Annotated in this window: 28 protein-coding genes and 2 tRNA genes; 12 read left to right on the top strand and 18 right to left on the bottom strand. The window is 71.7% G+C overall.

What is annotated here, in order from left to right; translation table 11 throughout:
* Positions 1-32 precede the first annotated feature (32 nt).
* Entirely contained in the window at positions 33-899 is an 867-nt protein-coding gene (locus tag AC0HI0_RS42895; protein WP_480929192.1) for an alpha/beta hydrolase, read from the top strand.
* Between the two features lie 7 nt (positions 900-906).
* Here AC0HI0_RS42895 and AC0HI0_RS42890 read toward each other — a convergent pair whose 3' ends face one another.
* From AC0HI0_RS42890 to tig, 5 genes are all read right to left on the bottom strand, one after another.
* On the bottom strand, positions 907-1494 hold the full coding sequence (locus AC0HI0_RS42890; RefSeq protein ID WP_480929191.1) for an RBBP9/YdeN family alpha/beta hydrolase: 588 nt from the start codon (positions 1492-1494) through the stop codon (positions 907-909).
* Complete coding sequence (clpX, locus tag AC0HI0_RS42885) at positions 1491-2771, bottom strand: ATP-dependent Clp protease ATP-binding subunit ClpX (RefSeq protein ID WP_184692995.1); 1281 nt, start codon at positions 2769-2771, stop codon at positions 1491-1493. The genes AC0HI0_RS42890 and clpX overlap by 4 nt, the downstream gene beginning before the upstream one ends.
* Before the next feature lie 206 nt (positions 2772-2977).
* Positions 2978-3604: an ATP-dependent Clp protease proteolytic subunit gene (locus tag AC0HI0_RS42880; protein ID WP_480929190.1), complete on the bottom strand. Its 627-nt coding sequence runs from the start codon at positions 3602-3604 to the stop codon at positions 2978-2980.
* A gap of 29 nt (positions 3605-3633) precedes the next feature.
* A complete protein-coding gene (locus AC0HI0_RS42875) occupies positions 3634-4239 on the bottom strand; it encodes an ATP-dependent Clp protease proteolytic subunit (RefSeq protein ID WP_480929189.1) in 606 nt (201 codons plus the stop codon).
* A 125-nt stretch (positions 4240-4364) separates the two neighbouring features.
* Positions 4365-5723 carry a trigger factor gene (gene tig / locus AC0HI0_RS42870; RefSeq protein WP_480929188.1) on the bottom strand — a complete coding sequence of 453 codons (1359 nt, stop codon included), beginning with the start codon at positions 5721-5723 and terminating at the stop codon, positions 4365-4367.
* A 1281-nt stretch (positions 5724-7004) separates the two neighbouring features.
* Between tig and AC0HI0_RS42865 the strand changes: the two genes are divergently transcribed.
* On the top strand, positions 7005-7910 hold the full coding sequence (locus tag AC0HI0_RS42865; protein WP_480929187.1) for a LysR family transcriptional regulator: 906 nt from the start codon (positions 7005-7007) through the stop codon (positions 7908-7910).
* A 212-nt stretch (positions 7911-8122) separates the two neighbouring features.
* Here AC0HI0_RS42865 and AC0HI0_RS42860 read toward each other — a convergent pair.
* A tRNA-Pro gene (locus tag AC0HI0_RS42860) sits at positions 8123-8199 on the bottom strand.
* A gap of 60 nt (positions 8200-8259) precedes the next feature.
* Between AC0HI0_RS42860 and AC0HI0_RS42855 the strand changes: the two genes are divergently transcribed.
* Positions 8260-8330, top strand: a tRNA-Gly gene (locus AC0HI0_RS42855).
* Positions 8331-8878: 548 nt separating this feature from the next.
* The gene (locus AC0HI0_RS42850; RefSeq protein WP_480929186.1) at positions 8879-9022 is read left to right on the top strand and encodes a hypothetical protein; all 144 of its coding nucleotides are present in this window, start codon (positions 8879-8881) and stop codon (positions 9020-9022) included.
* Positions 9023-9054: 32 nt separating this feature from the next.
* Here AC0HI0_RS42850 and AC0HI0_RS42845 read toward each other — a convergent pair whose 3' ends face one another.
* Positions 9055-9687 carry a hypothetical protein gene (locus tag AC0HI0_RS42845; protein WP_480929185.1) on the bottom strand — a complete coding sequence of 211 codons (633 nt, stop codon included), beginning with the start codon at positions 9685-9687 and terminating at the stop codon, positions 9055-9057.
* Positions 9688-10139: 452 nt separating this feature from the next.
* Here AC0HI0_RS42845 and AC0HI0_RS42840 point away from each other — a divergent pair, with 452 nt between their 5' ends.
* On the top strand, positions 10140-10391 hold the full coding sequence (locus AC0HI0_RS42840; RefSeq protein ID WP_480929184.1) for a PLDc N-terminal domain-containing protein: 252 nt from the start codon (positions 10140-10142) through the stop codon (positions 10389-10391).
* An 11-nt stretch (positions 10392-10402) separates the two neighbouring features.
* Positions 10403-10732: a YnfA family protein gene (locus AC0HI0_RS42835; RefSeq protein ID WP_480929183.1), complete on the top strand. Its 330-nt coding sequence runs from the start codon at positions 10403-10405 to the stop codon at positions 10730-10732.
* On the opposite strand, the gene AC0HI0_RS42830 is transcribed toward AC0HI0_RS42835, so the two are convergent.
* Positions 10713-11348, bottom strand: a complete 636-nt coding sequence (locus AC0HI0_RS42830) for a hypothetical protein (protein ID WP_480929182.1) — start codon at positions 11346-11348, stop codon at positions 10713-10715. The genes AC0HI0_RS42835 and AC0HI0_RS42830 overlap by 20 nt on opposite strands.
* A 13-nt stretch (positions 11349-11361) precedes the next feature.
* Between AC0HI0_RS42830 and AC0HI0_RS42825 the strand changes: the two genes are divergently transcribed.
* Positions 11362-11715, top strand: coding sequence for a VOC family protein (locus AC0HI0_RS42825; protein ID WP_480929181.1), 354 nt, complete (start codon positions 11362-11364; stop codon positions 11713-11715).
* Positions 11716-11738: 23 nt separating this feature from the next.
* Here the strand turns inward: AC0HI0_RS42825 and AC0HI0_RS42820 are convergent, their stop codons facing one another.
* A complete protein-coding gene (locus AC0HI0_RS42820; RefSeq protein ID WP_480929180.1) occupies positions 11739-11867 on the bottom strand; it encodes a hypothetical protein in 129 nt (42 codons plus the stop codon).
* Between the two features lie 29 nt (positions 11868-11896).
* On the opposite strand from AC0HI0_RS42820, the gene AC0HI0_RS42815 reads away from it, so the two are divergent.
* The gene (locus AC0HI0_RS42815; RefSeq protein WP_480929179.1) at positions 11897-12235 is read left to right on the top strand and encodes a histidine triad nucleotide-binding protein; all 339 of its coding nucleotides are present in this window, start codon (positions 11897-11899) and stop codon (positions 12233-12235) included.
* Between the two features lie 17 nt (positions 12236-12252).
* On the opposite strand, the gene AC0HI0_RS42810 is transcribed toward AC0HI0_RS42815, so the two are convergent.
* Positions 12253-12972 carry a maleylpyruvate isomerase family mycothiol-dependent enzyme gene (locus AC0HI0_RS42810; RefSeq protein WP_480929178.1) on the bottom strand — a complete coding sequence of 240 codons (720 nt, stop codon included), beginning with the start codon at positions 12970-12972 and terminating at the stop codon, positions 12253-12255.
* Positions 12973-13056: 84 nt separating this feature from the next.
* On the opposite strand from AC0HI0_RS42810, the gene AC0HI0_RS42805 reads away from it, so the two are divergent.
* Together AC0HI0_RS42805 and AC0HI0_RS42800 are read left to right on the top strand one after the other, a co-directional pair.
* Positions 13057-14265 carry a GNAT family N-acetyltransferase gene (locus AC0HI0_RS42805; protein WP_480929177.1) on the top strand — a complete coding sequence of 403 codons (1209 nt, stop codon included), beginning with the start codon at positions 13057-13059 and terminating at the stop codon, positions 14263-14265.
* A 74-nt stretch (positions 14266-14339) separates the two neighbouring features.
* Positions 14340-15140 carry a hypothetical protein gene (locus tag AC0HI0_RS42800; RefSeq protein WP_480929176.1) on the top strand — a complete coding sequence of 267 codons (801 nt, stop codon included), beginning with the start codon at positions 14340-14342 and terminating at the stop codon, positions 15138-15140.
* Between the two features lie 55 nt (positions 15141-15195).
* Here the strand turns inward: AC0HI0_RS42800 and AC0HI0_RS42795 are convergent, their stop codons facing one another.
* The 7 genes from AC0HI0_RS42795 to AC0HI0_RS42765 all read right to left on the bottom strand — a co-directional run bounded on the left by AC0HI0_RS42795 (position 15196) and on the right by AC0HI0_RS42765 (position 20417).
* The gene (locus AC0HI0_RS42795; RefSeq protein WP_480929175.1) at positions 15196-15834 is read right to left on the bottom strand and encodes a pentapeptide repeat-containing protein; all 639 of its coding nucleotides are present in this window, start codon (positions 15832-15834) and stop codon (positions 15196-15198) included.
* Positions 15809-17548 carry a hypothetical protein gene (locus AC0HI0_RS42790; protein ID WP_480929174.1) on the bottom strand — a complete coding sequence of 580 codons (1740 nt, stop codon included), beginning with the start codon at positions 17546-17548 and terminating at the stop codon, positions 15809-15811. Before AC0HI0_RS42790 ends, AC0HI0_RS42795 begins: the two co-directional genes overlap by 26 nt.
* Positions 17545-17853 carry a type VII secretion target gene (locus AC0HI0_RS42785; protein WP_480929173.1) on the bottom strand — a complete coding sequence of 103 codons (309 nt, stop codon included), beginning with the start codon at positions 17851-17853 and terminating at the stop codon, positions 17545-17547. The genes AC0HI0_RS42790 and AC0HI0_RS42785 overlap by 4 nt, the downstream gene beginning before the upstream one ends.
* A 9-nt stretch (positions 17854-17862) precedes the next feature.
* Positions 17863-18354: a YbaB/EbfC family nucleoid-associated protein gene (locus tag AC0HI0_RS42780; RefSeq protein WP_480929172.1), complete on the bottom strand. Its 492-nt coding sequence runs from the start codon at positions 18352-18354 to the stop codon at positions 17863-17865.
* A 143-nt stretch (positions 18355-18497) separates the two neighbouring features.
* A complete protein-coding gene (locus AC0HI0_RS42775; protein ID WP_480929171.1) occupies positions 18498-19301 on the bottom strand; it encodes an Fpg/Nei family DNA glycosylase in 804 nt (267 codons plus the stop codon).
* Entirely contained in the window at positions 19294-19950 is a 657-nt protein-coding gene (locus tag AC0HI0_RS42770) for a hypothetical protein (protein ID WP_480929170.1), read from the bottom strand. The genes AC0HI0_RS42775 and AC0HI0_RS42770 overlap by 8 nt, the downstream gene beginning before the upstream one ends.
* A complete protein-coding gene (locus tag AC0HI0_RS42765) occupies positions 19950-20417 on the bottom strand; it encodes a ribose-5-phosphate isomerase (RefSeq protein ID WP_480929169.1) in 468 nt (155 codons plus the stop codon). Before AC0HI0_RS42765 ends, AC0HI0_RS42770 begins: the two co-directional genes overlap by 1 nt.
* A gap of 28 nt (positions 20418-20445) precedes the next feature.
* Here AC0HI0_RS42765 and AC0HI0_RS42760 point away from each other — a divergent pair, with 28 nt between their 5' ends.
* Together AC0HI0_RS42760 and AC0HI0_RS42755 are read left to right on the top strand one after the other, a co-directional pair.
* Entirely contained in the window at positions 20446-21159 is a 714-nt protein-coding gene (locus AC0HI0_RS42760) for a 2-phosphosulfolactate phosphatase (protein ID WP_480929168.1), read from the top strand.
* Complete coding sequence (locus tag AC0HI0_RS42755) at positions 21156-21791, top strand: DUF429 domain-containing protein (protein WP_480929167.1); 636 nt, start codon at positions 21156-21158, stop codon at positions 21789-21791. The genes AC0HI0_RS42760 and AC0HI0_RS42755 overlap by 4 nt, the downstream gene beginning before the upstream one ends.
* Here AC0HI0_RS42755 and AC0HI0_RS42750 read toward each other — a convergent pair.
* A complete protein-coding gene (locus tag AC0HI0_RS42750; protein WP_480929166.1) occupies positions 21778-24135 on the bottom strand; it encodes a LuxR C-terminal-related transcriptional regulator in 2358 nt (785 codons plus the stop codon). The two genes, AC0HI0_RS42755 and AC0HI0_RS42750, sit on opposite strands and share 14 nt — an antisense overlap.
* Between the last annotated feature and the right edge of the window lie 111 nt (positions 24136-24246).

Below are 24246 nucleotides of genomic sequence, written 5' to 3'. Positions count from 1 at the left end.
CGATGGAACCGGGGGATTCGCAGGAGGGGGACATGGTCAGCAGGCGGACGGTGCTCGGCGCGCTCGGCGCGACCGGGTTGGCCGTGACGGGCGTCGCCGCGGCGCTCAACGGCCAGTCGCCGGGCGGCGACGCGCTCCGGCACGTCCTGGGCGTGGCCGGTCCGGTGCCGGCGGGCAAGCGGCCCGTGGTGCGCGTGGAACGGGTCTACTCCCGGTACCGCCGCCGCGAGGTCGACCTGGTGACGATCCTGCCGCCGGGCGTGCCCACCAGCACCCTGCCGATGTCGGTCCTGCTGCACGGCCTGCACGGCAACGCCCGGTTCGCGGCCGTCGGCGGGATGCCGGACGCGCTGGTCGGCGCGGTGGGCCGGCGGTCCGTGCCGCCGTTCGGGTTCGTCGCGGTGGACGGTGGCGACAACTACTGGCACGAGAACGCGCCCGGCGACGACCCGATGGCGATGCTGCTCGAAGAAGTGCCCCGGTGGCTCGCCGAACGCTCCTACGGGCCGCTGTTCGCGTGCACCGGGGTGTCCATGGGCGGCTTCGGCGCGCTGGTCTACGCCCGCCGGCGCGCGGAGCGCCGGGAACCGCTCAAGGCGGTCGCGGCCATCTCCCCCGGCCTGCTGCTGAACTGGCCGGAGATGGCCAAGCGGCGGGCGTTCGCGGACCAGGAGCAGTGGGCCGCGCTGGACCCGCTCAAGCACCTGGACAAACTCGGCCCGGCCCCGGTCGGCGTGTGGATCGGCGACCACGACCGGTTCATCGAGGGCACCCGCAGGTTCATCGCCGCCGCGAAGCCGGCCGTGGCGTCGGTGACGCCCGGCGGCCACGACGACGTGTTCTACCGCAAGATCGTGCCGGACGTGATCCGCTTCCTCGGCAAGCGCGTCGCCGGGTAGACCGGGATCAGCGCGGGGTGAGCGGCGTGCGGTCGCTGCGGACCCACTTCAGGACCGCGCTCCACGGGCCGTAGTCGGCCGCCACGTTCAGGTGCGCGCCGCCGACGATGACGTCCACGTCCAGCCGCAGCGCCTCGGCGAGTTCCTTGCCCTGCACCACCGTGCAGTACGGGTCGCCCTCGCCGACCACCAGGCGGGTGCGCACCCCCGCCCGGCGCACGGCCGTCGGGTCCAGCGGGACGTCGAGGAACTCGGTGACCAGCGGCTCGTCGCGGAACTCCGGGCTGACCGGGGCGACCAGCAGCACCCGGTCGACCCGCAGCGCCGGGTCGAACTCCCCGGTCGCGTGGTGCAGCCACAGCAGGCACGCCAGCGAGTGCGCGACCACCACCCGCTCGCCCGAGGTGGGCGCGGCGGCGAGGTGTTCGCGCAACTCGGCCAGCCACACGTGCAGCTGCGGTGCGTCCGGCATGGTGAACTGCGGCAGGTCGACCTGGCCACCGTGGTGGGCCAGCTCGCCTGCCAGCCAGTTCTGCCAGTGCGTCGGCCCGGAACCGCCCAGACCGTGCAGGATCAGCGTGTACGGGAGGCTCACGCCGACTTCTCGCGCCGCTCCCGCCGGGACGGCTGCCGCGCGACGATGGTCGGGTTCACGTTCTCCTTGACCGTCTGCTCGGTGATGACGACCTTGGCGACGTCCGTGCGGCTCGGGATGTCGTACATCACCGGCAGCAGGACCTCCTCCATGATCGCCCGCAGGCCGCGCGCCCCGGTGCCGCGCAGGATCGCCTGGTCGGCCACGGCCTCCATCGCGGTCTTGGTGAACTCCAACTCCACGCCGTCCATCTCGAACAGCTTCTGGTACTGCTTGACCAGGGCGTTCTTCGGCTCGGTGAGGATGCGGACGAGTGATTCCTTGTCCAGGTTGGTGACGCTGGCCACCATCGGCAGACGCCCGATGAACTCGGGGATCAGGCCGAACTTGATCAGGTCCTCGGGCATCGAGTCGGCGAAGTAGTCCGCCGCGTCGACCTCGGCCTTGGTGCGCACCTCGGCGCCGAAGCCCAGACCGCGCTTGCCCACCCGGTCCTGGATGATCTTCTCCAGGCCCGCGAACGCGCCCGCCACGATGAACAGCACGTTCGTCGTGTCGATCTGGATGAACTCCTGGTGGGGGTGCTTGCGCCCGCCCTGCGGCGGCACGGACGCGGTGGTGCCCTCCAGGATCTTCAGCAGGGCCTGCTGCACGCCCTCGCCGGAGACGTCCCGGGTGATCGACGGGTTTTCACTCTTTCGAGCGATCTTGTCGACCTCGTCGATGTAGATGATGCCGGTCTCGGCGCGCTTGACGTCGTAGTCCGCCGCCTGGATCAGCTTGAGCAGGATGTTCTCCACATCCTCGCCCACGTAGCCCGCCTCGGTCAGCGCCGTGGCGTCCGCGATGGCGAACGGCACGTTCAGCATCTTCGCCAAGGTCTGGGCCAGGTAGGTCTTGCCGCACCCGGTGGGGCCGAGCATGAGGATGTTCGACTTGGCGAGTTCCACGCCGTCGTCGCGCCCCTCGCGCCCGCGGTCGCCCGCCTGGATGCGCTTGTAGTGGTTGTAGACCGCCACCGAGAGCGTGCGCTTGGCCTCGTTCTGGCCGATCACGTACTGGTCGAGGAACTCGTGGATCTCGGCGGGCTTGGGCAGCTCGTCGAGCTTGACGTCCCCAGCCTCCGCGAGTTCTTCCTCGATGATCTCGTTGCAGAGGTCGATGCACTCATCGCAGATGTAGACACCGGGGCCGGCGATGAGTTTTTTCACCTGCTTCTGGCTCTTCCCGCAGAAAGAGCACTTCAGCAGGTCGCCGCCGTCACCGATACGCGCCATGACCGCTGACCTCTGTCCCCTCCGGCGCACGACCTGGTGAGGTGCGCCTGACTGCTTCTGTGGCATCCGCCCGCCGGCTGCGGGGTCCGCCCGTTCCCCTCGACGGTACCTGGCCTACCCACCTGTGTGGGAGGACCAGCGTGCCCCCGACACCCCGAACCGGGCAGGAACCCTGGTCGGTTCGGCGTGTCGGGCGTCACGTGGCACTACTTGGCCGACAGCTTCCGGTACGGCAGGACGCTGTCCACGATGCCGTACTCCCGGGCCTCGTCGGCGGTCAGGATCTTGTCCCGCTCGATGTCCGTGCGCACCTGCTCGGGCGTCTTGTTCGTGTGCCGGGCGAGGGTGCTCTCCAGCAGGCGACGCACCCGCTGGATCTCGTTCGACTGGATCTCCAGGTCCGAGACCTGGCCGTACACGCCCTCGGTCGCGGGCTGGTGGATCAGGATCCGCGAGTTGGGCAGCGCGTGCCGCTTGCCGGGCGTGCCCGCCGCCAGCAGCACCGCGGCGGCCGAGGCCGCCTGGCCCAGGCAGTAGGTCTGGATGTCCGGCCGGACGAACTGCATGGTGTCGTAGATGGCCATCAGCGAGGTGAACGAACCACCCGGCGAGTTGATGTACATCAGGATGTCGCGGTCGGGGTCCTCCGACTCCAGCACGAGCAGCTGGGCCATCACGTCGTTGGCCGACGCGTCGTCCACCTGCACGCCGAGGAAGATGATGCGCTCCTCGAACAGCTTGTTGTACGGGTTGGACTCCTTGATGCCGTAGCTCGTGCGCTCGACGAACGAGGGGAGCACGTACCGGGACTGCGGCGCGTGGAACTGGCTCACTGGTTCTCTCCTGGTCCTCTGCTGCCCGGTCAGTTGGTGTTCGCCTGGCTGGCGCGGGTGATCACCTTGTCCACGAAGCCGTACTCCAGGGCTTCCTGGGCGGTGAACCAGCGGTCGCGGTCGGAGTCGGCGATGACGCGCTCCACCGGCTGCCCGGTGTGCTGCGCGATCAGCTCCGCCATCTCCTGCTTGGTCCGGGTGAGCATGTCCGCCTGGATGGCGATGTCGGCCGCGGTGCCGCCGACGCCGGCCGAGGGCTGGTGCATGAGGATGCGGGCGTGCGGCAGCGCGTGCCGCTTGCCGGGCGTGCCCGCGGAGAGCAGGAACTGGCCCATCGACGCGGCCAGACCCATCGCGTAGGTCGCCACGTCGGGCTCGATGAGCTGCATCGTGTCGAAGATCGCCATGCCCGCGGTCACCGAGCCGCCGGGCGAGTTGATGTAGAGCGTGATGTCCTTCTCCGGGTCTTCGGCCGCGAGGAGGAGCAACTGGGCGGTGATCTGGTTGGCGATGCCCTCTTCGACCTGCGACCCCAGCACGATGATCCGCTCGCGGAGCAGGCGCTCGTAGACCGAGTCGTTGAGGTTCATCCCCGTGGCCGACCGCATCTCGGGCGTCGGGAAGTGCTGCGTCACGTCTGCCTGCCTAACTTTGCCGAAAAGAGTCTCGTACCAACGACCTTAACGAAGACGGGCGGCGTCGCCTTCCCGACACCGCCCGCGTTCGCTCAGGGCTTCAACTCCGGTGGAGATCCGACCGGCTACGCGGTCGGCTCGGCCGCGGATTCCTCAGTGGACTTGGTCTCGCCGAACAGCTCGTCCAGGTCGAGCGCGTTGCCCGCCTCGTCGGTCACGGTGGCCTGGCGGACCACCGAGGCCAGCGCCTTGCCGCGGCGCACGTCGGCGAAGATCGCGCCGAGCTGGCCGGACTGCTGCGCGCGCTTGACGTACTCGTCCGGGCTGATGCCGAACCGCTGCGCCTGGTAGATGATCCGCTCGGTCAGCTCACCGTCGGTGACCGAGAGCTGCTCGGCGTCGGCGATGGCGTCGAGCACGAGCTGCGTCTTGACCGCCTGCTCGGCGGCGGTGCGCACCTCGGTGTCGAACTCCTCCTGGGTCTGGCCCTGCTCGACCAGCCACTCGGCGAAGCGGTTCTCGTCGTGGTCGAAGGCGTGCACGGCGTCGTGCGCACGGGCCTCGACCTCGCCCTGCACGACGGCCTCGGGCAGCGGCACCTCGACGGCGGCCAGCAGCGCCTCCAGGACCTTGTCCCGGGCCTGCACGCCCTGCTGCATCTTCTTGACCCGGCCCAGGCGGACCCGCAGGTCGGCCTTCAGCTCGTCGAGGGTGTCGAACTCGCTGGCCAGCTGCGCGAAGTCGTCGTCCAGCTCGGGGAGCTGACGCTCCTTGACGGAGTTGAGGACCACGGTGACCTCGGCGTCACGACCGGCGTGGTCACCCGCCACCAGGTTGGTGGTGAAGACCTTGGACTCGCCCTCGGACGCGCCGACCAGGGCGTCGTCGATGCCCTCCACGAGCTGGCCGGAGCCGATCTCGTAGGACAGGCCGGTGGTCTTGGCCTCCTCGACCTCCTCGCCGTCGACCGTGGCGGACAGGTCGACCACGACGAAGTCGCCCTGCTCGGCGGGGCGCTGGACGCCGGTCAGCGTGCCGAAGCGGGCGCGCAGCTCGTCGAGCTGGGTGGCCACGTCCTCGTCGGTGACCTCCTGCTCGTCCACGCTCACGGCCAGCTCGCCGAACGCGGGCACGGTGATCTCGGGGCGGACGTCGACCTCGGCGGTGAACGCCAGGGACTCGCCGTCCTCGATCTTCGTGACCTCGAAGTCCGGGCGGCCGAGCGTGCGGATCTCGCCGGAGTTGACCGCTTCCAGGTACTTGGCCGGGATCGCCTCCTGGACGACCTCGTCCAGGACCGGCGCGCGGCCGATGCGGCTCTCCAGCACGCGGGCGGGGGCCTTGCCGGGGCGGAAGCCGGGGATGCGGACCTGCTTGGCCAGCTTGCGGTACGCGCGGTCGAAGTCCGACTTGAGCTCGTCGAACGGCACCTCGACGTTGATCCGGACCCGCGTCGGGCTCAGGTGCTCGACGGTGCTCTTCAACGTGGTCTCCTCGTAACGGGCAGGACGTGCGGAACATCCCGAAAACGCTCTGGTCGGGCGCCGGGATTCCGCATGAGTCTAGGCGGTGGGAGGTGACCGGGGTCCGGCACCCCGGGAACTCGCGCGCACTACCGCGCGGGCGCCTGTGCGGGAGATCGTCGCCGACCGGCTTCGGGATCGCGTTCGGACCACTTCGGGATCGCCCGCCGCGGCCGGGTGCCGACCTGGTCCACCGAGCCCTTCGCCCGCTTGTCACGGACTCGCCGGCACGCGGTCCCGCAGCGCCGCAGGGGACGTGCCGGCGAATTCCACGATCGATTCCGGGCACTCCGCGGGCGTTCGCCGTTCGCCCCGGCGACCATTCCCGACCATTGTTCTCCGATTTCACCCCAAAGAGTGAGAGAGGCCGGGCGCGGGGCCGGCGGGCCGGTCGCCGCCGGGTCGACCCCGCTCCCGCCGGAGGCGATCTTGAACCCCGCCGACCTGCGGGCACCGTCCGCAACAGTGCGGACCCGGACCTCCGAACGTCATGCCAGGTGACGAGGCCACGCATTCGACCGTTCAGCCGCAGTGGCTAGCCCTCGCAGCGGAGTGGAAGACTTCCGTACTGAGCCGTTCGAGTGACGGTCTCGTTTGCTGACGGAGCGAGACGCACCATCACCGAACGCAGTCGCACGACCGCCGTGTAACACGGATGCCGTAGCGGCGACTAACCGACGGCAACCATCACGGCGGGGAGGTTCGGCACAAGGGGTGAATTGCGGCCGTTTGGAGTAGTGGTCGACGGAAAACTTTCACTTGTCGAGATGACTCCACTCGCCGTAGTCCATTAGTGTGGGTTTCAGGTAGCGTGACGCCCGGACCCGCATCGCTGGACCACGAAACAATTCACGTTGCCGGGCGTTCTGGGGGGCCAGCAGCGGACGTCACCGGCAACCGGGACCAGAGGAACGAGCGAAACAATGTCATCGAGCTTCTTAACCACCTACCAGACAAGGTGCCGATGACCCGATGAGAGCCATTCCGCCGCTGCCGAACAGTAACCCAGGACCCACCCCGGACGCCGGCTCCGAGCAGCACCGCGCCGGACTCCGGAGGGCCCTGGCCGGAACACGAGACCATCGGGCACCGCTCCTCACGGTGGAGCGGCGATGTTGACCAGCACGACGCAGCGTCCGGCCATCCGGCGCAGCTAGGTCGACCGCCGCCACGCAACGAACCCACGACGCCGTCCTACACCGGCCACTCGTGGATCACTTTCACGCACCGTTGGGGAGCTCCATGGAGACGCGTCAGCTTTTGGCGTTCACAACTGTGGTTCAAACGGGCAGTTTCACCAAGGCAGCCGCCACGCTGAATTGCTCGCAACCCACCATAACCACTCGGATCAAGGCACTCGAAGAGACCCTTGGGGTGCCGTTGTTCCGCCGCCTGCCGCGCGGGATCCAGATGACCTCCGCCGGGGTCGAACTCCTGCCTTTCGCGCGCAACATCATCACGTTGACGGACAAGGCGCGGAAAGCCATAACGATGAACGGGGAGCCGCACGGCAAACTGGTCATCGGCAGTGCCCAAAGCCTTACCGACTACCGCCTGTTACCACTGATCGAGTACATGTGCTGGCGCTACCCGAGCGTCCAGATCTCGCTGCACTCGCGCAACACGCAGACGAACCTGTCATCGGTGCGCGAGGGACGGCTGGACTGCGCGTTCTTCATCGGCTCCGTCGAGCCCCGCGAGGGGCTGGAGACGACCGTGCTGTGCCCGGAGCCGCTGGTCATGGTCGCCGGGCCGACGCACGCGCTGACGCGGCGCTCCGTGATCACCGAGGATGAGCTGCGCGGGAGCACCCTCATCCGGGCGGAGAACGGGGCGAGCTACTACGAGCAGTTCGAGCAGGCCCTCGGCCTCCAGGAAGCGGAGACGAGGTCGCCGGTGCTGGCGCTGGATTCGATCGACGCCGCCAAGCGCGCGGTCGCCTCGGGGTTGGGGATCAGCCTGGTACCCGAGGTGACGGTCGCCGCGGAGTTGGCCGACGGACGGCTGTGCCGCCTGCCCTGGGTCCCGCCGTTCCGGGTGTACACCCAGTTCGCGTGGCGCCAGGACAACTCCACCAACCCGTCGGTGACGGCGCTGGTGTCGGCTGCGGCACAGGTGGTGAGCGAGCAGGTGGCAACACCGGCCTGACACCTGGGGACCGCCGTTCTTGAGCGCCCGATGGCGCGGGTGTGCTCAAGAACGGCACGCACCGTCAGGCCGGAACCCCTCGCGGTACCCAGGTCTTCCCCCTGGGACCGCGCGGCACCGCCCCCTGCTCCCGCACGACCGTGCCCGAAGACGAGATCGACTCCAGAACGCCAGAGACCCCACCCTCCCGAAGGAGGACAGGGCCCCTGACCTGGTCGGGGCGACAGGATTTGAACCTGCGACCCCCCGCTCCCAAAGCGGGTGCGCTACCAAACTGCGCCACGCCCCGGTCACCAACACCCTATCGCGACAGGCTAAGCTGTTCCCGCGCCCACCCCGTGGACGCGATGCGGGTGTAGCTCAATGGTAGAGCCCCAGCCTTCCAAGCTGGTCATGCGGGTTCGATTCCCGTCACCCGCTCTCTGACTCCTTCGCAGGTAGCCGCCTCGCCGTCCGTCCCAAGTGGACGATCCGATCACCCTTCTTGATCTTCCGTGCCATCCCGCGTGCAATAGGCGTGCCGTTCACGGCCTTGAGGTCGACTTGGTAGGCCCCGCATCGTGGTCGGCCACTCGGACACGTAGACCGAGGACCACCGCAGCGCGGGCCACCAACTTCCACCTGGTTGTGTGCACGCTGCGGCTTGACGTGCACACCGAACGTTCCACTACCCTGAACACGACCGGAACCCCCGTCCACGAAACATGGAAGACCGGTCAGCGAATCGCAGGGGGCAGACCAAAGCCCGCCAAGACTGTTGGCCTGTCCCCTGCGATCACACAGGCCCAACGGCTGTCGGCTGGTACGGCCGACAGGAGTGGTGACGGCTGTAAGACTCTGGGGCCATGGGGTTGAGGGAACCTTCACGGGCTGAGGTTGGACGGCAGTTCGAGCGGCTGTTGAGTGGCGTCGTCAGCCGGGATGAGGTTGATCGGTGGGCGGGGCGGTACTTCGCTGAGGACGTCGACGTGGCGGATCCGGTCGTGTGGACGGCGCTTGGGCGGTTGCACGGGATCGATCTGGTCGACGGGCCCGGCGGGACGTACTTGCACGACCTCGGCCAGGTCGGCGAGTGGCTCACGGAACTGCGCAGCGGCGGCGAGGTGCGGTAGCTGCCTGTGCCGACGTGCCCCGACCTCAGGGGTTAGAAGAAGTGTTCGTAGCACTGCTCGCCGGCGAAGCGGTGCTTGGCGTGTTCGTTCATGCGGTGGGCGTAGGTCGGGTCGTCGAAGAAGTCCAGGTACGTGTCGAACTCGTGTTGGATCAGGTCCGCTTCGTTGGCCACGTAGACGTCGAAGCCCGGGTACATGAGGCCGGCGAACGGCATGTCGTCCACGTCCAGGGCCAGGACCGGGTACTCGCCGATCGAGTCCGGAGCGCCTACGGCCAGGACCCGCCTGGAGTCGGAACCTCCCGGTAGCAGGAAGCACTCCTCGAACCGGGGCGTGATCGAGGTGAAGCACTGGCCCCAGAACTCGCCCAGGGTGTCGGACGCCAGGCGGTCCAGGGGGCGTGGGGTCAGGGTGCCGTCCTCGGCGAACCAGCCGTGGCGCTCGAACAGGCTCGTGTCGTAGGCCAGCCACGTGCGCAGGCTCGGGGACAGTGGTCTGCCCGAGGGGAACGTCAGGGTGGCCAGTCTGTCCTCGGGCATGGGTTTGGGGGTTCCGCCCGTCACCCACGGGACGTTCATGAAGTCGTACATCGACCTGCCCGGGTCGCGTCGCACGGACTCGATCGCCCGTTCCGTCAGCGCTACGCCGTGTGCCTCTTCGATCATGCGCGCAAGTTAGCACCGGGGACCGACAATTCCGGGCGCTCGACGAAGCGGGAGGGGGCGCCGGAGGTGTCTACTGTGGAGGGTGGGGGTCGGGAGGTGGCGGACGTCGTTCGCGAACGTCCGGAGGTCCCCGCCCGGCGGGAGTTGCTGGCGGATGGTCGACGTCCACGGGGTCGGGCGTTCGTGTTCACGTGCTCGGCTCCCACGTGAACGCCACGTGCCGGCCCTCGTGGGTGGCGGTCAGGACCAGGTCGCGGTTCGGCGGTCTCCACGCACAGCGCCGACGAACCGTCGCCATGCGGGTCGACGTGGTTTCAGGACCGGGTCCACGGGCGGTTGTGGTCGGTCGGGGTCACACCGGATTCCGGGGTGTAGGTGCAGGTGTCGGGCATGGTCACACGTCCGGGTGGTTCGGCGGGGGCGTGGGGCGTTTGGCTTTTAGGTTAGGCCCCATGATCACGGTTCTCGCTCAGGACACCGCCGACTCGACCAGTGTGACGATCGCGGTGTTCCTGCTGTTCACCTCGTTGCTCCTGGTGGCGCTCTGGGTGGCGGCCTTCGTCTCCGTCATGCGCCAGGACCGGCTCACCGGGGGCGGGAAGTTCCTCTGGATCGTGGTGATCATCGGGTTCCCCTTCCTCGGCAGCCTGGGCTGGTTCATCTTCGGGCGCAACGCCCGGTTGGTGAAAGCCGTCCCCGTCTAGGGTCCCGGCCCATGGGAGTCGTCCGGTCCGTCCTGCTGTTCGTGCTCGCCGCCGTCGCCGAGATCGGTGGTGCTTGGCTGGTCTGGCAAGGCGTCCGCGAGCAGCGCGGGTGGTGGTGGGTCGGGTTGGGGGTCGTCGCCCTCGGCGCTTACGGGTTCGTCGCGACGCTCCAGCCCGACGCGAACTTCGGGCGCATCCTCGCCGCGTACGGCGGGGTGTTCGTCGCGGGCTCGCTGGCGTGGGGCGTGGTGTTCGACGGGTTCCGGCCCGACCGGTGGGACCTGGTGGGCGCGGCGGTGTGCCTGGTCGGCGTCGTGGTGATCATGTACGCGCCTCGGTGAGCGCGAAGTGGTCGGCGACCTCGTCGGCCACCTGCTCGGCGGTCCTCGTGCCGTCGACCTCGATCACCCTGATGCCGAGGGCCTCCGCCCGGCGGACGGCGTCCTCGGCCACCAGGAAGTCCCGGGCCAGCCGGTTGCTCTGGGCCCGCGCCGGGTCGCTGACCTGGTGGACCATCGCCGCCGCGCGGGGCAGCGCGGTCAGCTGGTGGCGGCGGAACTCCCTCGTCGGCACCATCACGACCACGTGGTGCGGGGCTCGGGCGATCGGCGCGACCAGTTCGGGGCGCAGGCCCCAGCCCTCGGCGACGATCGGCTGGCCGGACACCAGCGCCCGCAGGTCGTCCAGCGCCCACTCGAAGCGCTGCGGGAAGCGGGCCAGCGCGTCGGCGGCCATCTGCTCAGGGGTCGTCCGGACCCACGCCGTCTCGGGGTCCGGCAGTTCCACGCCGTTGGCCTTGCGGCGGTCGTTGTGGCCGCGGGCGTCGTGGTAGTCGTAGTGGTAGGCGGTCAGTCCATAACGGACGGCCAGCAGGTCGGCGACCGTCGACTTGCCCGCCCACTGGCCGCCGGTGATCCATCTGGTCTCCGCCAAGGTGCCGAACGGGTCCCACGTCACAGATCATGGAACCATGCGACTGGATCAGATCGTGGTGGATTGCCGGCAGCCGGCCGCGTTGGCGCGGTTCTGGGCGGCGTTGCTGGGCGGCACGGCGGTGGACCGGGCGCTCGGGTGGTCGCACGTCGAACCGCCGGGGTGGCCGCGGATCTCGTTCCAGCCCGTTCCCGAGGACAAGACGGTGAAGAACCGGCTGCACCTCGACGTGGCGGTGGACGACATCCGCGCGGCCGTGGGGGTGGCGGTCGGCCTCGGAGCCACTGCGCGCGGTGGGATCGTGACCGACGAGCAGGGCAGCTTTCAGGTTGTCCACGACCCGGAGGGCAACGAGTTCTGCTTCGTGTCGGGCACCGTGCGAGAGCCGTGAGGCGTAAGGAAAGTGGTGCGGGGTCAGCGGCCGTAAGAGGTGACGGCGCGCCAGAGGGCTTCGCCGAAGCGGACGGCCAGCAGGACCATGAGGAAGCCGATGGTGAAGGTCACCAGGCATCTCAGGAGAACCCGGAACTTCATACGCGCCATCGCCACAGTGTGCGCCCTACGATGCGGTTGTGACCGACGATTGTCTCTTCTGCCGCATCGTTGCGGGCTCTGTGCCGGCGCGGGTCGCGCACGAGACGGACACCGTGCTCGCCTTCCACGACATCAACCCCCAGGCACCCACGCACGTCCTGGTCATCCCCAAGGACCACCACCGCGCGGTGGGCGACCTCGACCCGGTCACGGCGGGCGCGGTGCTCCAGGCGGCGCACCACGTGGCGAAGGCCGAGGGCCTGGCCGACGACGGCTACCGGCTGGTCTTCAACACCGGTCGTGACGGCGGGCAGACCGTCTTCCACGTGCACTGCCACGTGCTCGGCGGGCGTTCGATGACCTGGCCGCCCGGCTAGCCCCATCCCGGCGACGCCTAACGGGTCGCTGCGGCGACGGCGGCGCGCAAGGCGTGCACGACTGCTTCGTCGCCTTCCACCGACAGTTCCGACAACGGCGCACGGCCCCAGAGCCACAGGTCCACCGCCGACGCCGACCCGGTCACGACCGCCGCCGGGTCGGCGAGCGGGCAGAAGTCGACCACCCGGTCGTGCAGCGCCACGGTCCACTCCCGACCCGGCACGCGCAGCGCCACGGCCCGGCCGCCGGTGGTCGCGGCGGGCGGGAGGTGGCAGCCGAGCCACAGGTCCAGCACCTCGTCGATGCCGTCCGCCGCGAGCGCCGGGTCCAGCGGCGCGGCCAGGCCCGCCGCGGCCTGCGCGTCCACCCGGTGCACGGCGGTCTCGTGCGCCATCCGCCGCAGCCAGAACCCGATCGTGCGGTCCCACGGGCACCAGGTGGCGGCCGGTCGCGCGGCCCGCGCCGGGTCCAGCACGGCGATCAGCGACGCCGCGCCGATCCGGTACCAGTCGACCGGGTCCGCGCCGCCGGGCGACCGGGGCCACTCGGTCGGCCGGCTGCCCCGCGTCACCCACCGGGTGACCAGGCGGTGCACCGAGCCGACGTGGCCGACCAGCTCCGCCACGGTCCGGCCGGGGCAGCCGGGCACCGGCCGGTCCCCCGGCACGAGGTCCGCCGCGACGGCCAGGGCCGCCGCCTCGGCCCGCAGGGCGATGCCGAGCGTCTGCGCGTCCACCGGCGAAGCATCGCCGAGCCCGCCGGTCCGGCGACACCCCTAAAACGAATCGCGCGCGGGCCGCCGGCGGCGTATGACGGGGGCATGCCGCTCACCCTTCGCTCTCTCCGCGACGACGAACTCCGCCCGTTCCAGCTGATGATCGACCAGTCGTTCCTGTCCGACACCAAGGACGAGGAGCTCGAACGCTGGCGCGGCATGTTCGAGGCCGAACGCCACCTCGGGGTGTTCGACGGCGACGAGCTGATCGGCGGCGGTGGCATCCAGACCCGGGACATGACCCTGCCCGGCAACCGCCCGCAGCCCGTCGCGGCGGTCACGTCGGTGGGGGTGAAACCCGGTCACCGCCGGCGCGGGGTCATGACCAGGGTGATGACCGGCCAGCTGCACGGCCTGCACGACGACCGGCGGGAGGCGTTCGCCGCGCTGTGGGCCTCCGAGTCCGGCATCTACCCGCGCTTCGGCTACGGGATGGCCGGCGAGTTCGCCCGGCTCGACGTGCCGCGCGGCGCGGCGTTCCGGGCGGGCGTGGACGTCGGCGGCGAACGCATCCGCGAGCTGCCCGTTGCCGAGGCGTTGCCGCTGGTCAAGGAGATCTACGAGCGGCTGCGGCCGACCCGGACGGGCTGGCTGAGCCGCACCGACGCGCACTGGGACCACCACCTGGCCGACCAGGAGGACGATCGCGACGGGCTCACCGCCTACCGCTACGTGCTGCACTCGCGGGGCTACGCGGTGTACCGGGTGAAGTCGGACTGGCGGGATCGCGGCCCGCGCAACGAGCTGCACGTGCGCACGCTCGCCGCCGAGACCGACCAGGCGTACGCCGCGCTCTACCGGTACCTGCTCGACCTCGACCACGTCGGCGAGCTGAAGTTCTTCACCGCCTCGGACGACCCGGTGGTGCACCTGCTGGCCGACTCGCGGCTGGCGCTGCGGGCCCGCACCGACTCGCTGTGGGTGCGCCTGGTGGACGTGGACCGGGCGTTGCCGCTGCGCCGCTACCTGTCGGAGGTCGACGTGGTGCTGGAGGTGGCCGACGAGTTCTGCCCCTGGAACGAAGGCCGCTGGCGGTTCACCGTGAAGGACGGCGAGGCGTCCGTGCGGCGGGTGGACGACGACCCGGACGTGGCGCTGGACGTGCAGGCGCTCGGCGCGGCGTTCCTGGGGGGCACGCGGCTGACGTCGCTGGCTCGCGGGCAGCGGGTGCGGGAACTCACACCGGGCACGCTGAACGGCCTGTCACATGCGTTTCTGGGCGACCAGGAGCCACACTGCCCTGAGGTGTTCTGACCGGTTCGGGAACCTGTGTCCGGGTCCGGTGCGTTCACTGGACAGCAACGCCGTCGCACTGACCGGGAGGGCCCGTGAACACCGCCATCGTGGTGCTCGTACTGATCGTCGTGGTCATCGGCGGTGTCTGGTACCTGGCCAAGACCCGCGCCGCCGCCCGGCAGAAGGCGCTGGAGGACGCCCAGGCCGACGCCCGGCGCTGGGTGGAGCGGCTGGGCGGCCAGGTGATGAACCTGACCGGCACGGACGTCGCGTCCAGCCAGGCGCTGGCCGACGCGTCCGAGCGGTTCACCGCGGCCGGGTCGCAGATGGAGCAGGCCAAGACGGTCGAGCAGTGCAAGCTGGTCACGCAGACCGCGATGGAGGGCCTGTACTACGTGCGCGCGGCGCGCACCGCGATGGGCATCGACCCCGGTCCGGAGCTGCCGGACCTGACCGGCCAGGGCCGCGCGGGGCAGGTCACCGAGGACCGCAAGGTCAGCGTCGAGGGCCACGACTACGAGGCGTCGCCGCGGCCGGGCTCGGGCACCCCGCACTACTACCCCGGTGGTGTCGTGGCGGGTCGCCCGGTGCCGCAGGGCTGGTACAGCGAGCCGTGGTGGAAGCCGGCGCTGGTCGCCGGCGCGTGGGGCGTGGGCTCGTTCCTGCTGTTCGACGCGATGTTCTCGGGCATGCACGGCGTCTCGCCGGACGCCCTGAACGCCGCCTACGCCGACGGGTACTCCGACGGCGCGGGTGCCGACGGCGGTGACGCGGGCGGTGGCGACGCGGGCGGCGACGGCGGTGGCGACTTCGGCGGCGATTACGGCGGCGGCGACTGGGGTGGCGGCGGCGACTTCGGCGGTGGCGACTTCGGGGGCGGCTTCGACTTCTGACCGACGCGCGAGAGGGGCCGTCCGGCGTCGGACGGCCCCTCTCGTCGTGTGCGGGTCAGACGGACTCGGTGCGCAGCACGGACACCGCCGCGCCACGCGCCCCGAACCACTGCTCCAGTTCCGCGCCGTCCAGCTTGAGGCCGGGGACCACCTCGGTCGGGCCGAGGATGGTGCCGGTCATGCCGGACACGGTGGTGTCGACCAGGACGGCGTCCCGGAACGACGTGGTGGTCACCGACGTGCCGGACAGGTCGGCGCGGGTGAGGTCGGCGCCGGTGAAGGACGCGTCGGTCAGGTCCGCGCGGCGCAGGTCGGCCTCGGTGAAGCGGGCGTTCATGGCGTCCGCGCGGGTCAGGTTCGCGCCGATCAGCTGGGCCCGCACGAAGCTCGCCCCGTGCAGCACGGCCTTGACCAGGTCGGCGTCGACCAGGTTGGCCCGGACGAACCGGGTCTCCGTGCAGTGCGCCGCCCACAGCTGCACGCCGCGCAGCACGGCGTCGGCCAGGTTGGACCGGGAGAACCAGCCCTCGACGAACGGCCCGCCGGACAGGTCGGCCCCGCGCAGGTCCAGCTCCAGCGCGTAGATCGGCTGTTCGGGGTCGTCCAGCCACGCGCGCAGCACGGCGACCGCCTCCGGCGACTCGGGCCAGCGGAGGGGCTGCCAGGGCTCACGGGTAGAAGATGATCCGGTCACCCCAACCCCTCCTCTCCACCAGCGCCTTCACGCTCGCGATGTCGGCCGCGCTCGCGTTGCGCGTGTCCAGGATGACGTTACGCCCCTTGTCGAACTGCTCCTTGACGGTGTTGTCCAGCCAGCCCTCGGTGTACCCGTCGGTGTACGGGCGGCTGTTGCGGACGTGCTCGGGCACGCTCGGCGGCCAGTCCGAGTTGACGCTCTTGACGTCCCAGTGCTGCCCGGTCTTGGGGTCGACGAAGTCGCCCTGGCCGGGCAGGAGCTTGCCGTCGGGACCGGTCGGCCGCTCGAACGGGCCGAGGCCGCGCTGCTCCAGGTCGAGCGCCACCCGCGCCTCGTCCTGCGAGCCGGGGCGGGGCTTGCCGTTGTGGTCGGGGTCCTTCTCCAGTTCCGCGAACCGCTCGTGGTTCTTCTTCTCCAGGTCCTTCAGGTGGTCGTCGAGCGCCTTCTTCTCGGCCGGGGTCAGCTCCGGGTGGGGCTCCTTCGGGTCGAGCGGGCGGCGGTTGAGCGGGTGGTCCGGGTTCGGCTCGCCCGGCGTGGGCGGCGGGTTGTTGTCGCCCGGCGGCTTGTTCGAGCCGCCACCGCCGCTGCCGTCGCCGGGCGGCGGGTTGGCACCACCGCTGGACGGGGTGGTGTCGCCGCCGGTCGGCTTGGGCGGGGGTTGGGCGTCGCCACCGCCGCCGTGCGTGCCGGAGGTGTTCGTGTTGCCGCCCGTGTCGCCGCCGTGCGTCTCCGGGGGCTTGGAGACCGGGGGCGGGGCTTCGCCGCCCTGGCGCGGCGGGGTGGTGCCGTTGTCGCCGTGCGTCTCCGGCGGTTTGGACACCGGCGGGTCGCCGCCCTGCTTGGCGGGCGTGGTGTTGCCGCCCGGGTCGCCGTGCGGCTTCACGTCGGTGTTGCCGGGCTTCTTCACCGGGTCCGGGGTCTTCGGCGACGCGCCGGGGCCGTCCGCCTTGCGCAGCGCCTTGAGGCCCCGCTTGATCAGCTCCCAGATCTCGTCCAGCCGGGACAGCAGCGGGCGCAGCTTGGCGATCGACCGCATCAGCAGGTTGAGCTTGTCGGCGATCTTCTTCACGAAGTTGGAGATGATCGCCACCGCCGCCGCGACCACGTGCGGGGTCGCGAAGCCGAGCGTGACGGCCTCCTCGGCCAGCCACTGCGGGATGCGCGCGATCAGCGTGGCCACGCACTCGGCGATGATCTCGCGGACGATCCCCCGGACCGTGCCGACCAGCACGCCGGTCACCTCGACCACGGTGCCGATCATGTCCGCGCAGCGCGAGGCGGCGGTGATGTGCTGGGACTGGGTGGTCACCGAGGCCCGGTAGGCGTCGGCGGACGCGCCGGTCCAGCCGGAGGAGCCCTGGTTGACCTCGTTCACCAGGGTCTCGTTGGCCCTGGTGACGGCCTGCGAGACGTTGCCCCACGTCTTGGCGTAGGCGGCGATCTGGTCGGCGTCGCCGGCCAGCCAGTTCAGCGCGTCCCGCAGCGGGCCGATGTGCTCGATGATCCAGGACACGCCGTAGGACACCAGCGACCCGAGCGGGTCCAGGACGAACGACAGCGCCTCCAGCCCGCCACCGGCCAGCGCCAGGCCCTGGTCGACCCAGGTGCCGTTGGCGAACGCCTGCTGGAGGTCGGCGGCGGCCTCGATCGGGCCGATGCCGGTGTAGCTCTGGGTGGAGTCCACGCGTTCGGCCACCAGCGGGTTGTTCATCTGCCGCTCCCGCTGAACGTGCGCGCGTTGCCCTGCTCGACGGTCTCGTACTCGGTCGCGGTCCGCTTGACCGTCTCGATGGTCTCGCCGACGGACCCGGCGACCTCGCTCAGCGCGTGCACGCCGGCGTTCGCGATGAACCCCATCATCGGGGGCAGCATCGTGCAGATCTTGCCGTAGGCCTCGCCGGACAGGCTGACCTGCTGCGCGGCGTCGACGGCCTGGGCGAGCTGGTCCTCGACGCCGCGCAGTCGGTCGGCGTGGCCGCGTAACTCCTCTACGAGGACCTGGTAACCCTGGTTCACGCAAACCCCCTACTCGGTGACGGAAGGACCGTCCCAGTCCTCGTCGTCCTGGACGGGCCGCCGGGCGGGCGGCGGCGTGGTCGGCCGCACCTGGTCCGCCCACGGAGGGGTGTCGGACGAAGGCTCGGGGAAACGCTGACGGTAGGACGAGACCAGCGCGTCGGCGGTTCCCGGTTCGGCCACACCGACCGCGGTGACGATCTCGGACACCCGGCCGGCGATCCGGGACTGCGCCCGGCGCATGGTGGTCATGATCGACGCGGCGAGGGTCGCTCCGGACACCTCGCGCGCCTTGTCGGAGATCTCGATGTTGCGCAACGCGCCGGACGCGCCGACGCTGAGCCGCACGAGCCCGTCCTTGGACACCTCGTCGACCGCCACCTCGGCGACCTGCCTGCTCATCTCCTGGTACTTCTCGGCTTTCGCCGCCACACCCGCCGCCCACCGGGCGATTTCCTGCTCCGTGCGGACTTCGTCGCCGCCGAACACGGGATCGGTCACCCCACGCCCCCTTCTCCTGCCGGCTGATCGTTCGCGGACCGGGTTCCGTTAGCTTGGACGGAACGGCCGGCCCGAGGTTCCCGGCGTCGCCGGGCGCCGCCCGGTCGTGCCCCGATCGTTGCCCGGGAGCCGCGGATTCCAGGTCACTCGGGCTGGCAGCCGGGGCACCAGTAGAGGTTGCGGGCGGCCAGGTCGGCCATCGCCACGGGGGTCCCGCACACCAGGCACGGCAGGCCGGTGCGCCGGTAGACGTAGACCTCGCCGCCGTGCCGGTCCTCGCGCGGGGCGCGGCCGGTGGCGGCGGGCATGTGCTCGGGGCGCACGGTGTCGATGCGGCCGACCTTCACGCCGTCGCGCATCAGCAGCACCAGGTCGGCCCACATCAGGTCCCACAGCGCGCGGTCGACCCGGTTGCCGGGCGTCAGCGGGTGCACGCCGTGCCGGAACAGGATCTCGGCCCGGTAGACGTTGCCGACGCCCGCGATGACCTCCTGGTCCATCAGCAGCACGCCGATCGACTTGCGGGACTTGGCGATCCGGGCGAACACCAGGTCCGGTCGGGCGTCCCGGCGCAGCGGGTCCGGGCCGAGCCGGCCGTGCAGCGCGGCCACCTCGACGTCGGTCAGCACCTCGCACCGGGTGGGTCCGCGCAGGTCGGTCCAGTGCGTCGGGCCGACCAGGCGCATCCGGACCTGGCCGACCGGGTCGGCGACCGGGTGCGCGAACTCGCTGAAGGTGCCGTAGAGGCCCAGGTGGACGTGCACGGTGGCGTCCGGGCCGTAGACGTGGAACAGGTGCTTGCCGTGCGCCTCCGCGCGGAGCAGCACCCGTCCGTCCACAGTGGACGAGTGGAACCGGCCCTGCGGGCTGGTGACCTCGACCGCCGTGCCCGCGTAGCGGCGCTGGTGCAGCCGGGCGAGCCGGTGCAGGGTGTGTCCCTCAGGCACCGATCGCCACCACCGGACGCAGGTGGACCCGCACGGTGAGCCGGTTGTCCTTGCGCAGCAGGCGTTCCGCGAGCGGCACGGCGCGGGCGTGGTCGTGCCGACCCAGCACGGCGCAGAGGCCGGCGAGCTGGAGCACCCGGTCGAAGTCGGGTTCGTCGGCCCGGTCCACGCCGCGCTCCACGACGGCGGCCAGCGCGTCGGCGGCCTCGGGTCGGTCGGCCGCGTAGGCGAGCTGCCAGTCGAAGAACAGCTCGTCGCCCAACCCCACCAGCGCGGTCAGCGCCCCGACCCGGGCCGGTTCGGCCTCGGTGCCCTCGGTGTGCCGCCGGCCCTCGGCGACCGCGCCGGCCAGCTCCGGGAACGTCCGGTCCCGGCCGCCCAGGTCGCGCACCACGCCCAGCCACGGCGAGCGGCGGCCGACCTCGGCGGTGGCCGCCACCACCGGGTACACCGGACCGCAGCCCCAGGACGCGAGCGCCTGCACCGCCAGGAAGCGGTGGTAGCGCTCGGTCCCGGCGGCGGTGAGCAGCGCGAGCAGCCCCGGCACCCGGTCGAGGTAGCGGGGGTCGGTCGCGGCGGCGTCGATGACCGTCTCCGGATCGGGCGCGAACGTCCCGTCCAGGTCCTCGAACAGCAGCTGCCGGATCATCAGGGCAGTTCCGGTGCCTCGCCGGTGCGCTCGTAGTCGCTCAGGATCGCGATCCGACGGGCGTGCCGGGGCTGGTCGGAGAACGGGGTGGCCAGGAACGCCTCGACGATCGCGGTCGCCTCCTCGGTGGTGTGCATCCGCGCGCCGACGCCGATCAGCTGCGCGTTGTTGTGCTCCCGCGCGAGCCGCGCGGTCTCGACGGTGTAGGCCAGCGCGGCCCGCGCGCCGGGCACCTTGTTGGCGGCGATCTGCTCGCCGTTGCCGGAGCCGCCGATCACCACGCCCAGGCTGCCCTCGTCGGCCACCACGCGGCGGGCCGCCTCGATGCAGAACGGGGGGTAGTCGTCCTCCGCGTCGTACACCGCCGGCCCGACGTCGACCACGTCGTGGCCCGCTTCGGACAGGTGCTCGGCGAGGTGGGCCTTCAGCTCGAAGCCCGCATGGTCGGATCCCAGGTAAACACGCACGTCCGGGGAGTCTGCCATCCTTGCGCGGGTGTTCGGTCAAGAGGGATACCAGCTGCGGCTGGAATGGGGTGACGAAGGCGTCGCCGCACTCGGTGGGCTGTGCGCCGTGGTGGTGGTCGTGGACGTGCTGTCGTTCAGCACGGCCGCCGACATCGTTGTCGGGCGCGGCGGGTCGGTGCGCCCGGTGCGCTGGACGGACCGGGAGCGCGCGACGCCGCCCGCCGACCCGTCGTGGACGCTGCGGCCGTCGTCGCTGGTGGAGCTGCCGGCGGGGACCGAACTGGACCTGCCCTCACCCAACGGGGCGACGTTGTGCGACCTGGCCGCGGCCACCGAGTCGCTGGTCCTGGCCGGGTGCCTGCGCAACGCCCGCGCGGTCGCCGAGGCGGCCCGCGACCTGGCCCGGGGCGGGCCGATCGGCGTGATCGCGGCGGGCGAGCGGTGGGGCGTGCACGTCAACAGCCCGCGCCACGAGCACCGGGGTCCGCTGCGGCCGGCGGTGGAGGACCTGCTGGGCGCGGGCGCGGTGCTGGCTTCGCTGCTCGGCTACGGGGCGGCGTCGGTCGAGGCGGTCGTGGCGGCGGAGGTCTTCGCCCGGTCGCCGGTGCCGGACGTGCTGGCCGGGTGCGTGTCCGGGCGGGAGCTGATCGCGGCCGGGCACGGCCCGGACGTGGCGCTCGCGTCCCAGGTGAACGTGAGCACCGCCGTGCCGCGCCTGGTGGACGGGGTGCTGCGGGCGTGATCGCCGGGGTCGACGGCACGCCCGGCGGGTGGGTGGTGGCGCTGGTGGCGTCCCGGTCGGAGGTCCGGTGGCACCGGGTCGGGTCGGCCGACGAGGTGGTCGGGTTGACCGCCGGGTGCGCCGGGGTGGGCGTGGACATGCCGCTGCGGTCGCCGGTCTCGGGCTACCGGGCGTCGGACGTGCGGGCGCGGGAACTGCTCGGCGCGGCCCGGTCCTCGATGTTCTTCGCGCCGGTCGAGGCGGTGCTGGGGTGCGCCACCTACGCCGAGGCGTGCGCGGTGTCGCGGGCGGCGCACGGCAAGGCGATCAGCAAGCAGGCGTGGCACCTCGTGCCGAAGATCCGGCAGTGGCGGCGCGACCTGCCGGCGAACGTGGTGGAGGTGCACCCGGAGACCACGTTCCGGGTGCTGGACCCGCGCGTGGTCGACTCGAAGCGGTCGGCGCGCGGGGTGGCGCAGCGGCTGATCGCGCTGCGGGCGTTCGTCGACGTGCCCGAGGTGCTGGCGGACCTGCCCGCCGGGCCGGCCGTGGACGACGTGCTCGACGCGCTGGCCGCGGCGTGGTCGGCGGACCGCTGGGCGGCCGGGCGGTCGCAGTCGCTGGGCGAACCGCCCGCGCTCATCGAGGTGTAGGGCCGTTGTGGGGTGGACCGTGCCCGGACAAACCGTTGTGGGCGCCGACCCAGGTGCCGAGTTCGACCCGGTTGGCGACCGAGACCTTGGCGAAGATGGCCGTCAGGTGGTTCTCCACGGTCGACACGGACAGGTGCAGCCGCCGGGCGATCTCGTGGTTGGGGTGCCCCTGGGAGACCAGGACGGCCACCTCGCGCTGGCGCGGCGACAGGTCGGCCGGCGCCACGTCGGCGGGTCGCGCACGCCGCACCTCGGGCCGCAAGGCCAGCGCGTACGCCTCGTCGCGGCCTGTCATCGCCATCCCCCGGTCGTAGGCGGCCTGGTAGCGGGCCGCGCCCAGCCGGGCGACGACGGTGGCGCGCGCCTTCTCCCGCTCCCGCCCGAACGGCATCAGCCCGCCGATCGCCACGCCGGTCGCGGTCTGCATCAGGACCGCCGCGCCGAGCAGTTGCGCCGCGGTCTCCAGCAGGTCGGACGCCGCGCCGTCGCGCTCCGCGACACCGGCCAGCGCCCACGCGATCGCCTCGGCCGACCAGGTGCTCCCCCACTGCTCGCGCAGCCCGATGTGGATCTCCAGGGCGGCCCGGAACCACGACACCGCCTCGGCCGGCGAGCCGTGCCGCAACGGGGCCAGGCCGCGCGCCCACAGCGCCCAGCTGATCGCCCACTCGCCGCCGGCGGCCCGCGCGTCGGCCAGGCAGTCCTCGGCCGCCGCGATCCCGGTCGCCTCGTCGCCGTGGAAACCCGCGGCCAGCGCCCAGATCAGCTTGAAGTTGCCCCGGTCGCCCCGGAACCCGGGGCCCATCACCTCGAACAGGTCCACCGCGCGGCGCAGCAGCCCGATGCACCTCGGGTCGCCCTCGACGAGCATCGCGTGCGCGCCCTCCAGCAGCACGGCCGGCGCGACGTCGTCCCGGTCGCCGACCAGCTCGCGCAGGTGCGCCAGCACGACCCCGGCCTCCCGCTGGGAGCCCTGGCACAGCATGATCCAGCCGAGCATCGCCGCCGAGCCGATCCGCTCCGGGGTCGGCCGCACCGGGGTGAGGTCGAGCAGGGTGCGCAACCAGTTCCGGAACTCGCCGAGCATGCCGAAGAAGAACTGCACCCGCAGGCGGGCCAGGTCGTGCAGCAGGGCCAGGCCCCGGCCCGCCAGTCCGGGCGCGGTGGCGCAGTGGTGCAGCGCCGCCCGGAAGTTCGGCATCTCGTCGTAGCCGCGCTGGAGCAGCGCGACCTCGTCCGGCGAGTACCAGGTGGCGGCCAGCTCGCCCGCCAAGTCGCGGAAGAACGCGCTGTGCGCGTCCCGCAGCGCCCGCTCCTCGCCCGACGCCCGCAGTCGGCGGCGGCAGTACTCGCGGACCGGGTGGAGCTGGTGGTAGCGCCCGTCGGGGCCGGTCTGCACCAGCGACCGGGCGACCAGGTCGGCCAGCAGGTCGAGCACCTCGTGCTCGTCGATCCCGTTGCCCGAGCACACCTTCTCGGCCGTGCCGAGGGCGAAGCCGCCCGCGAACACCGAGATCCGGGCCAGCAGCCGGCGCTGGCCGGGCGAGCACAGGTCGTGCGACCAGTCCAGGGTCTGCTCCAGGGTGCGGTGGTGCGGCCGGACCCGGCGGGTGCGGGTGGCCAGCAGCCGGCCGCCGTCGAGCCGGTCCACGATCTCGCGCGGCGCCATGCCGCCGCCCAGCCGCACCGCGACCAGTTCCAGCACCAGCGGCAGGCCGCTGGACCAGTCCACGAGTTCGGCCAGCGCGGCCCAGTCGTCGTCGGCGGCGGCGACCCGCCTGCCCGCCGCCTCCGCGCGGCGCAGCAGCAGGCACATCGCGTCGGACCGGGTCACGTCGTCGGCGCGCACCGACAGCGGCGGCACCGGCACGGCGTACTCGCCCGCGATGCCCAGGTGCTGCCGGCTGGTGGCCAGCACCCGCACGCCGGGCGCCTCCTCCAGCAGCACCGAGCACAGGTCGCCGACGGCGTCCCGGATCTGCTCGCAGTTGTCCAGCACCAGCAGGAGTTCCCGGCCGCGCAGGAAGTCCACCAGCACGTCCACCGGGTCGGCGCAGGACTGGTCGTTCACGCCGAGCGCCCGCACGACCTCGCGGTGCAGCTCCTCGGCGCGCGTGGTGTCGCCCAGGTGGGCCACGGCCACCTGGGCGGTGCCGGCGGGCCGGTCCCGGCGGCGCCGGGCCACCTCCAGCGCGAGCGCGGTCTTGCCCACCCCGCCCGGCCCGGCCAGCGTCACCATCCGGTTGCCGTCCAGCAGGTGCGCGGTTTCCGCGACCAGCTCCTCCCGGCCGACGAGTTCGATCACCGGCGCGGGCAGTGCCGCGCGGGCGCGTCCGGTCGTCATCGCCCCCCCAAGGCCCCCTCGCGCCTCCTGGGAGGTGCCCCCGAGAGCTTAGGGGGCCGGGCCGACCCCCGGTCCCGGTTGTGCGGAGTTCCCCGGTGTGCCGGGGGAGGC

Source organism: Saccharothrix sp. NBAS 001 (genome assembly GCF_056640475.1).
The sequence above is the reverse complement of the archived record's forward strand: the minus strand, read 5'-3'. Positions and strand labels throughout refer to the sequence as shown.

What these genes read in the sequence shown, in the direction of transcription:
- AC0HI0_RS42895 (WP_480929192.1), top strand. Translation starts at nt 33, where the DNA reads ATGGTCAGCAGGCGGACGGTGCTCGGCGCGCTCGGCGCGACCGGGTTG.
- clpX (WP_184692995.1), bottom strand. Translation starts at nt 2,771, where the DNA reads ATGGCGCGTATCGGTGACGGCGGCGACCTGCTGAAGTGCTCTTTCTGC.
- AC0HI0_RS42865 (WP_480929187.1), top strand. Translation starts at nt 7,005, where the DNA reads ATGGAGACGCGTCAGCTTTTGGCGTTCACAACTGTGGTTCAAACGGGC.
- AC0HI0_RS42845 (WP_480929185.1), bottom strand. Translation starts at nt 9,687, where the DNA reads ATGATCGAAGAGGCACACGGCGTAGCGCTGACGGAACGGGCGATCGAG.
- AC0HI0_RS42840 (WP_480929184.1), top strand. Translation starts at nt 10,140, where the DNA reads ATGATCACGGTTCTCGCTCAGGACACCGCCGACTCGACCAGTGTGACG.
- AC0HI0_RS42835 (WP_480929183.1), top strand. Translation starts at nt 10,403, where the DNA reads ATGGGAGTCGTCCGGTCCGTCCTGCTGTTCGTGCTCGCCGCCGTCGCC.
- AC0HI0_RS42825 (WP_480929181.1), top strand. Translation starts at nt 11,362, where the DNA reads ATGCGACTGGATCAGATCGTGGTGGATTGCCGGCAGCCGGCCGCGTTG.
- AC0HI0_RS42820 (WP_480929180.1), bottom strand. Translation starts at nt 11,867, where the DNA reads ATGGCGCGTATGAAGTTCCGGGTTCTCCTGAGATGCCTGGTGACCTTC.
- AC0HI0_RS42805 (WP_480929177.1), top strand. Translation starts at nt 13,057, where the DNA reads ATGCCGCTCACCCTTCGCTCTCTCCGCGACGACGAACTCCGCCCGTTC.
- AC0HI0_RS42790 (WP_480929174.1), bottom strand. Translation starts at nt 17,548, where the DNA reads ATGAACAACCCGCTGGTGGCCGAACGCGTGGACTCCACCCAGAGCTAC.
- AC0HI0_RS42770 (WP_480929170.1), bottom strand. Translation starts at nt 19,950, where the DNA reads ATGATCCGGCAGCTGCTGTTCGAGGACCTGGACGGGACGTTCGCGCCC.
- AC0HI0_RS42750 (WP_480929166.1), bottom strand. Translation starts at nt 24,135, where the DNA reads ATGACGACCGGACGCGCCCGCGCGGCACTGCCCGCGCCGGTGATCGAA.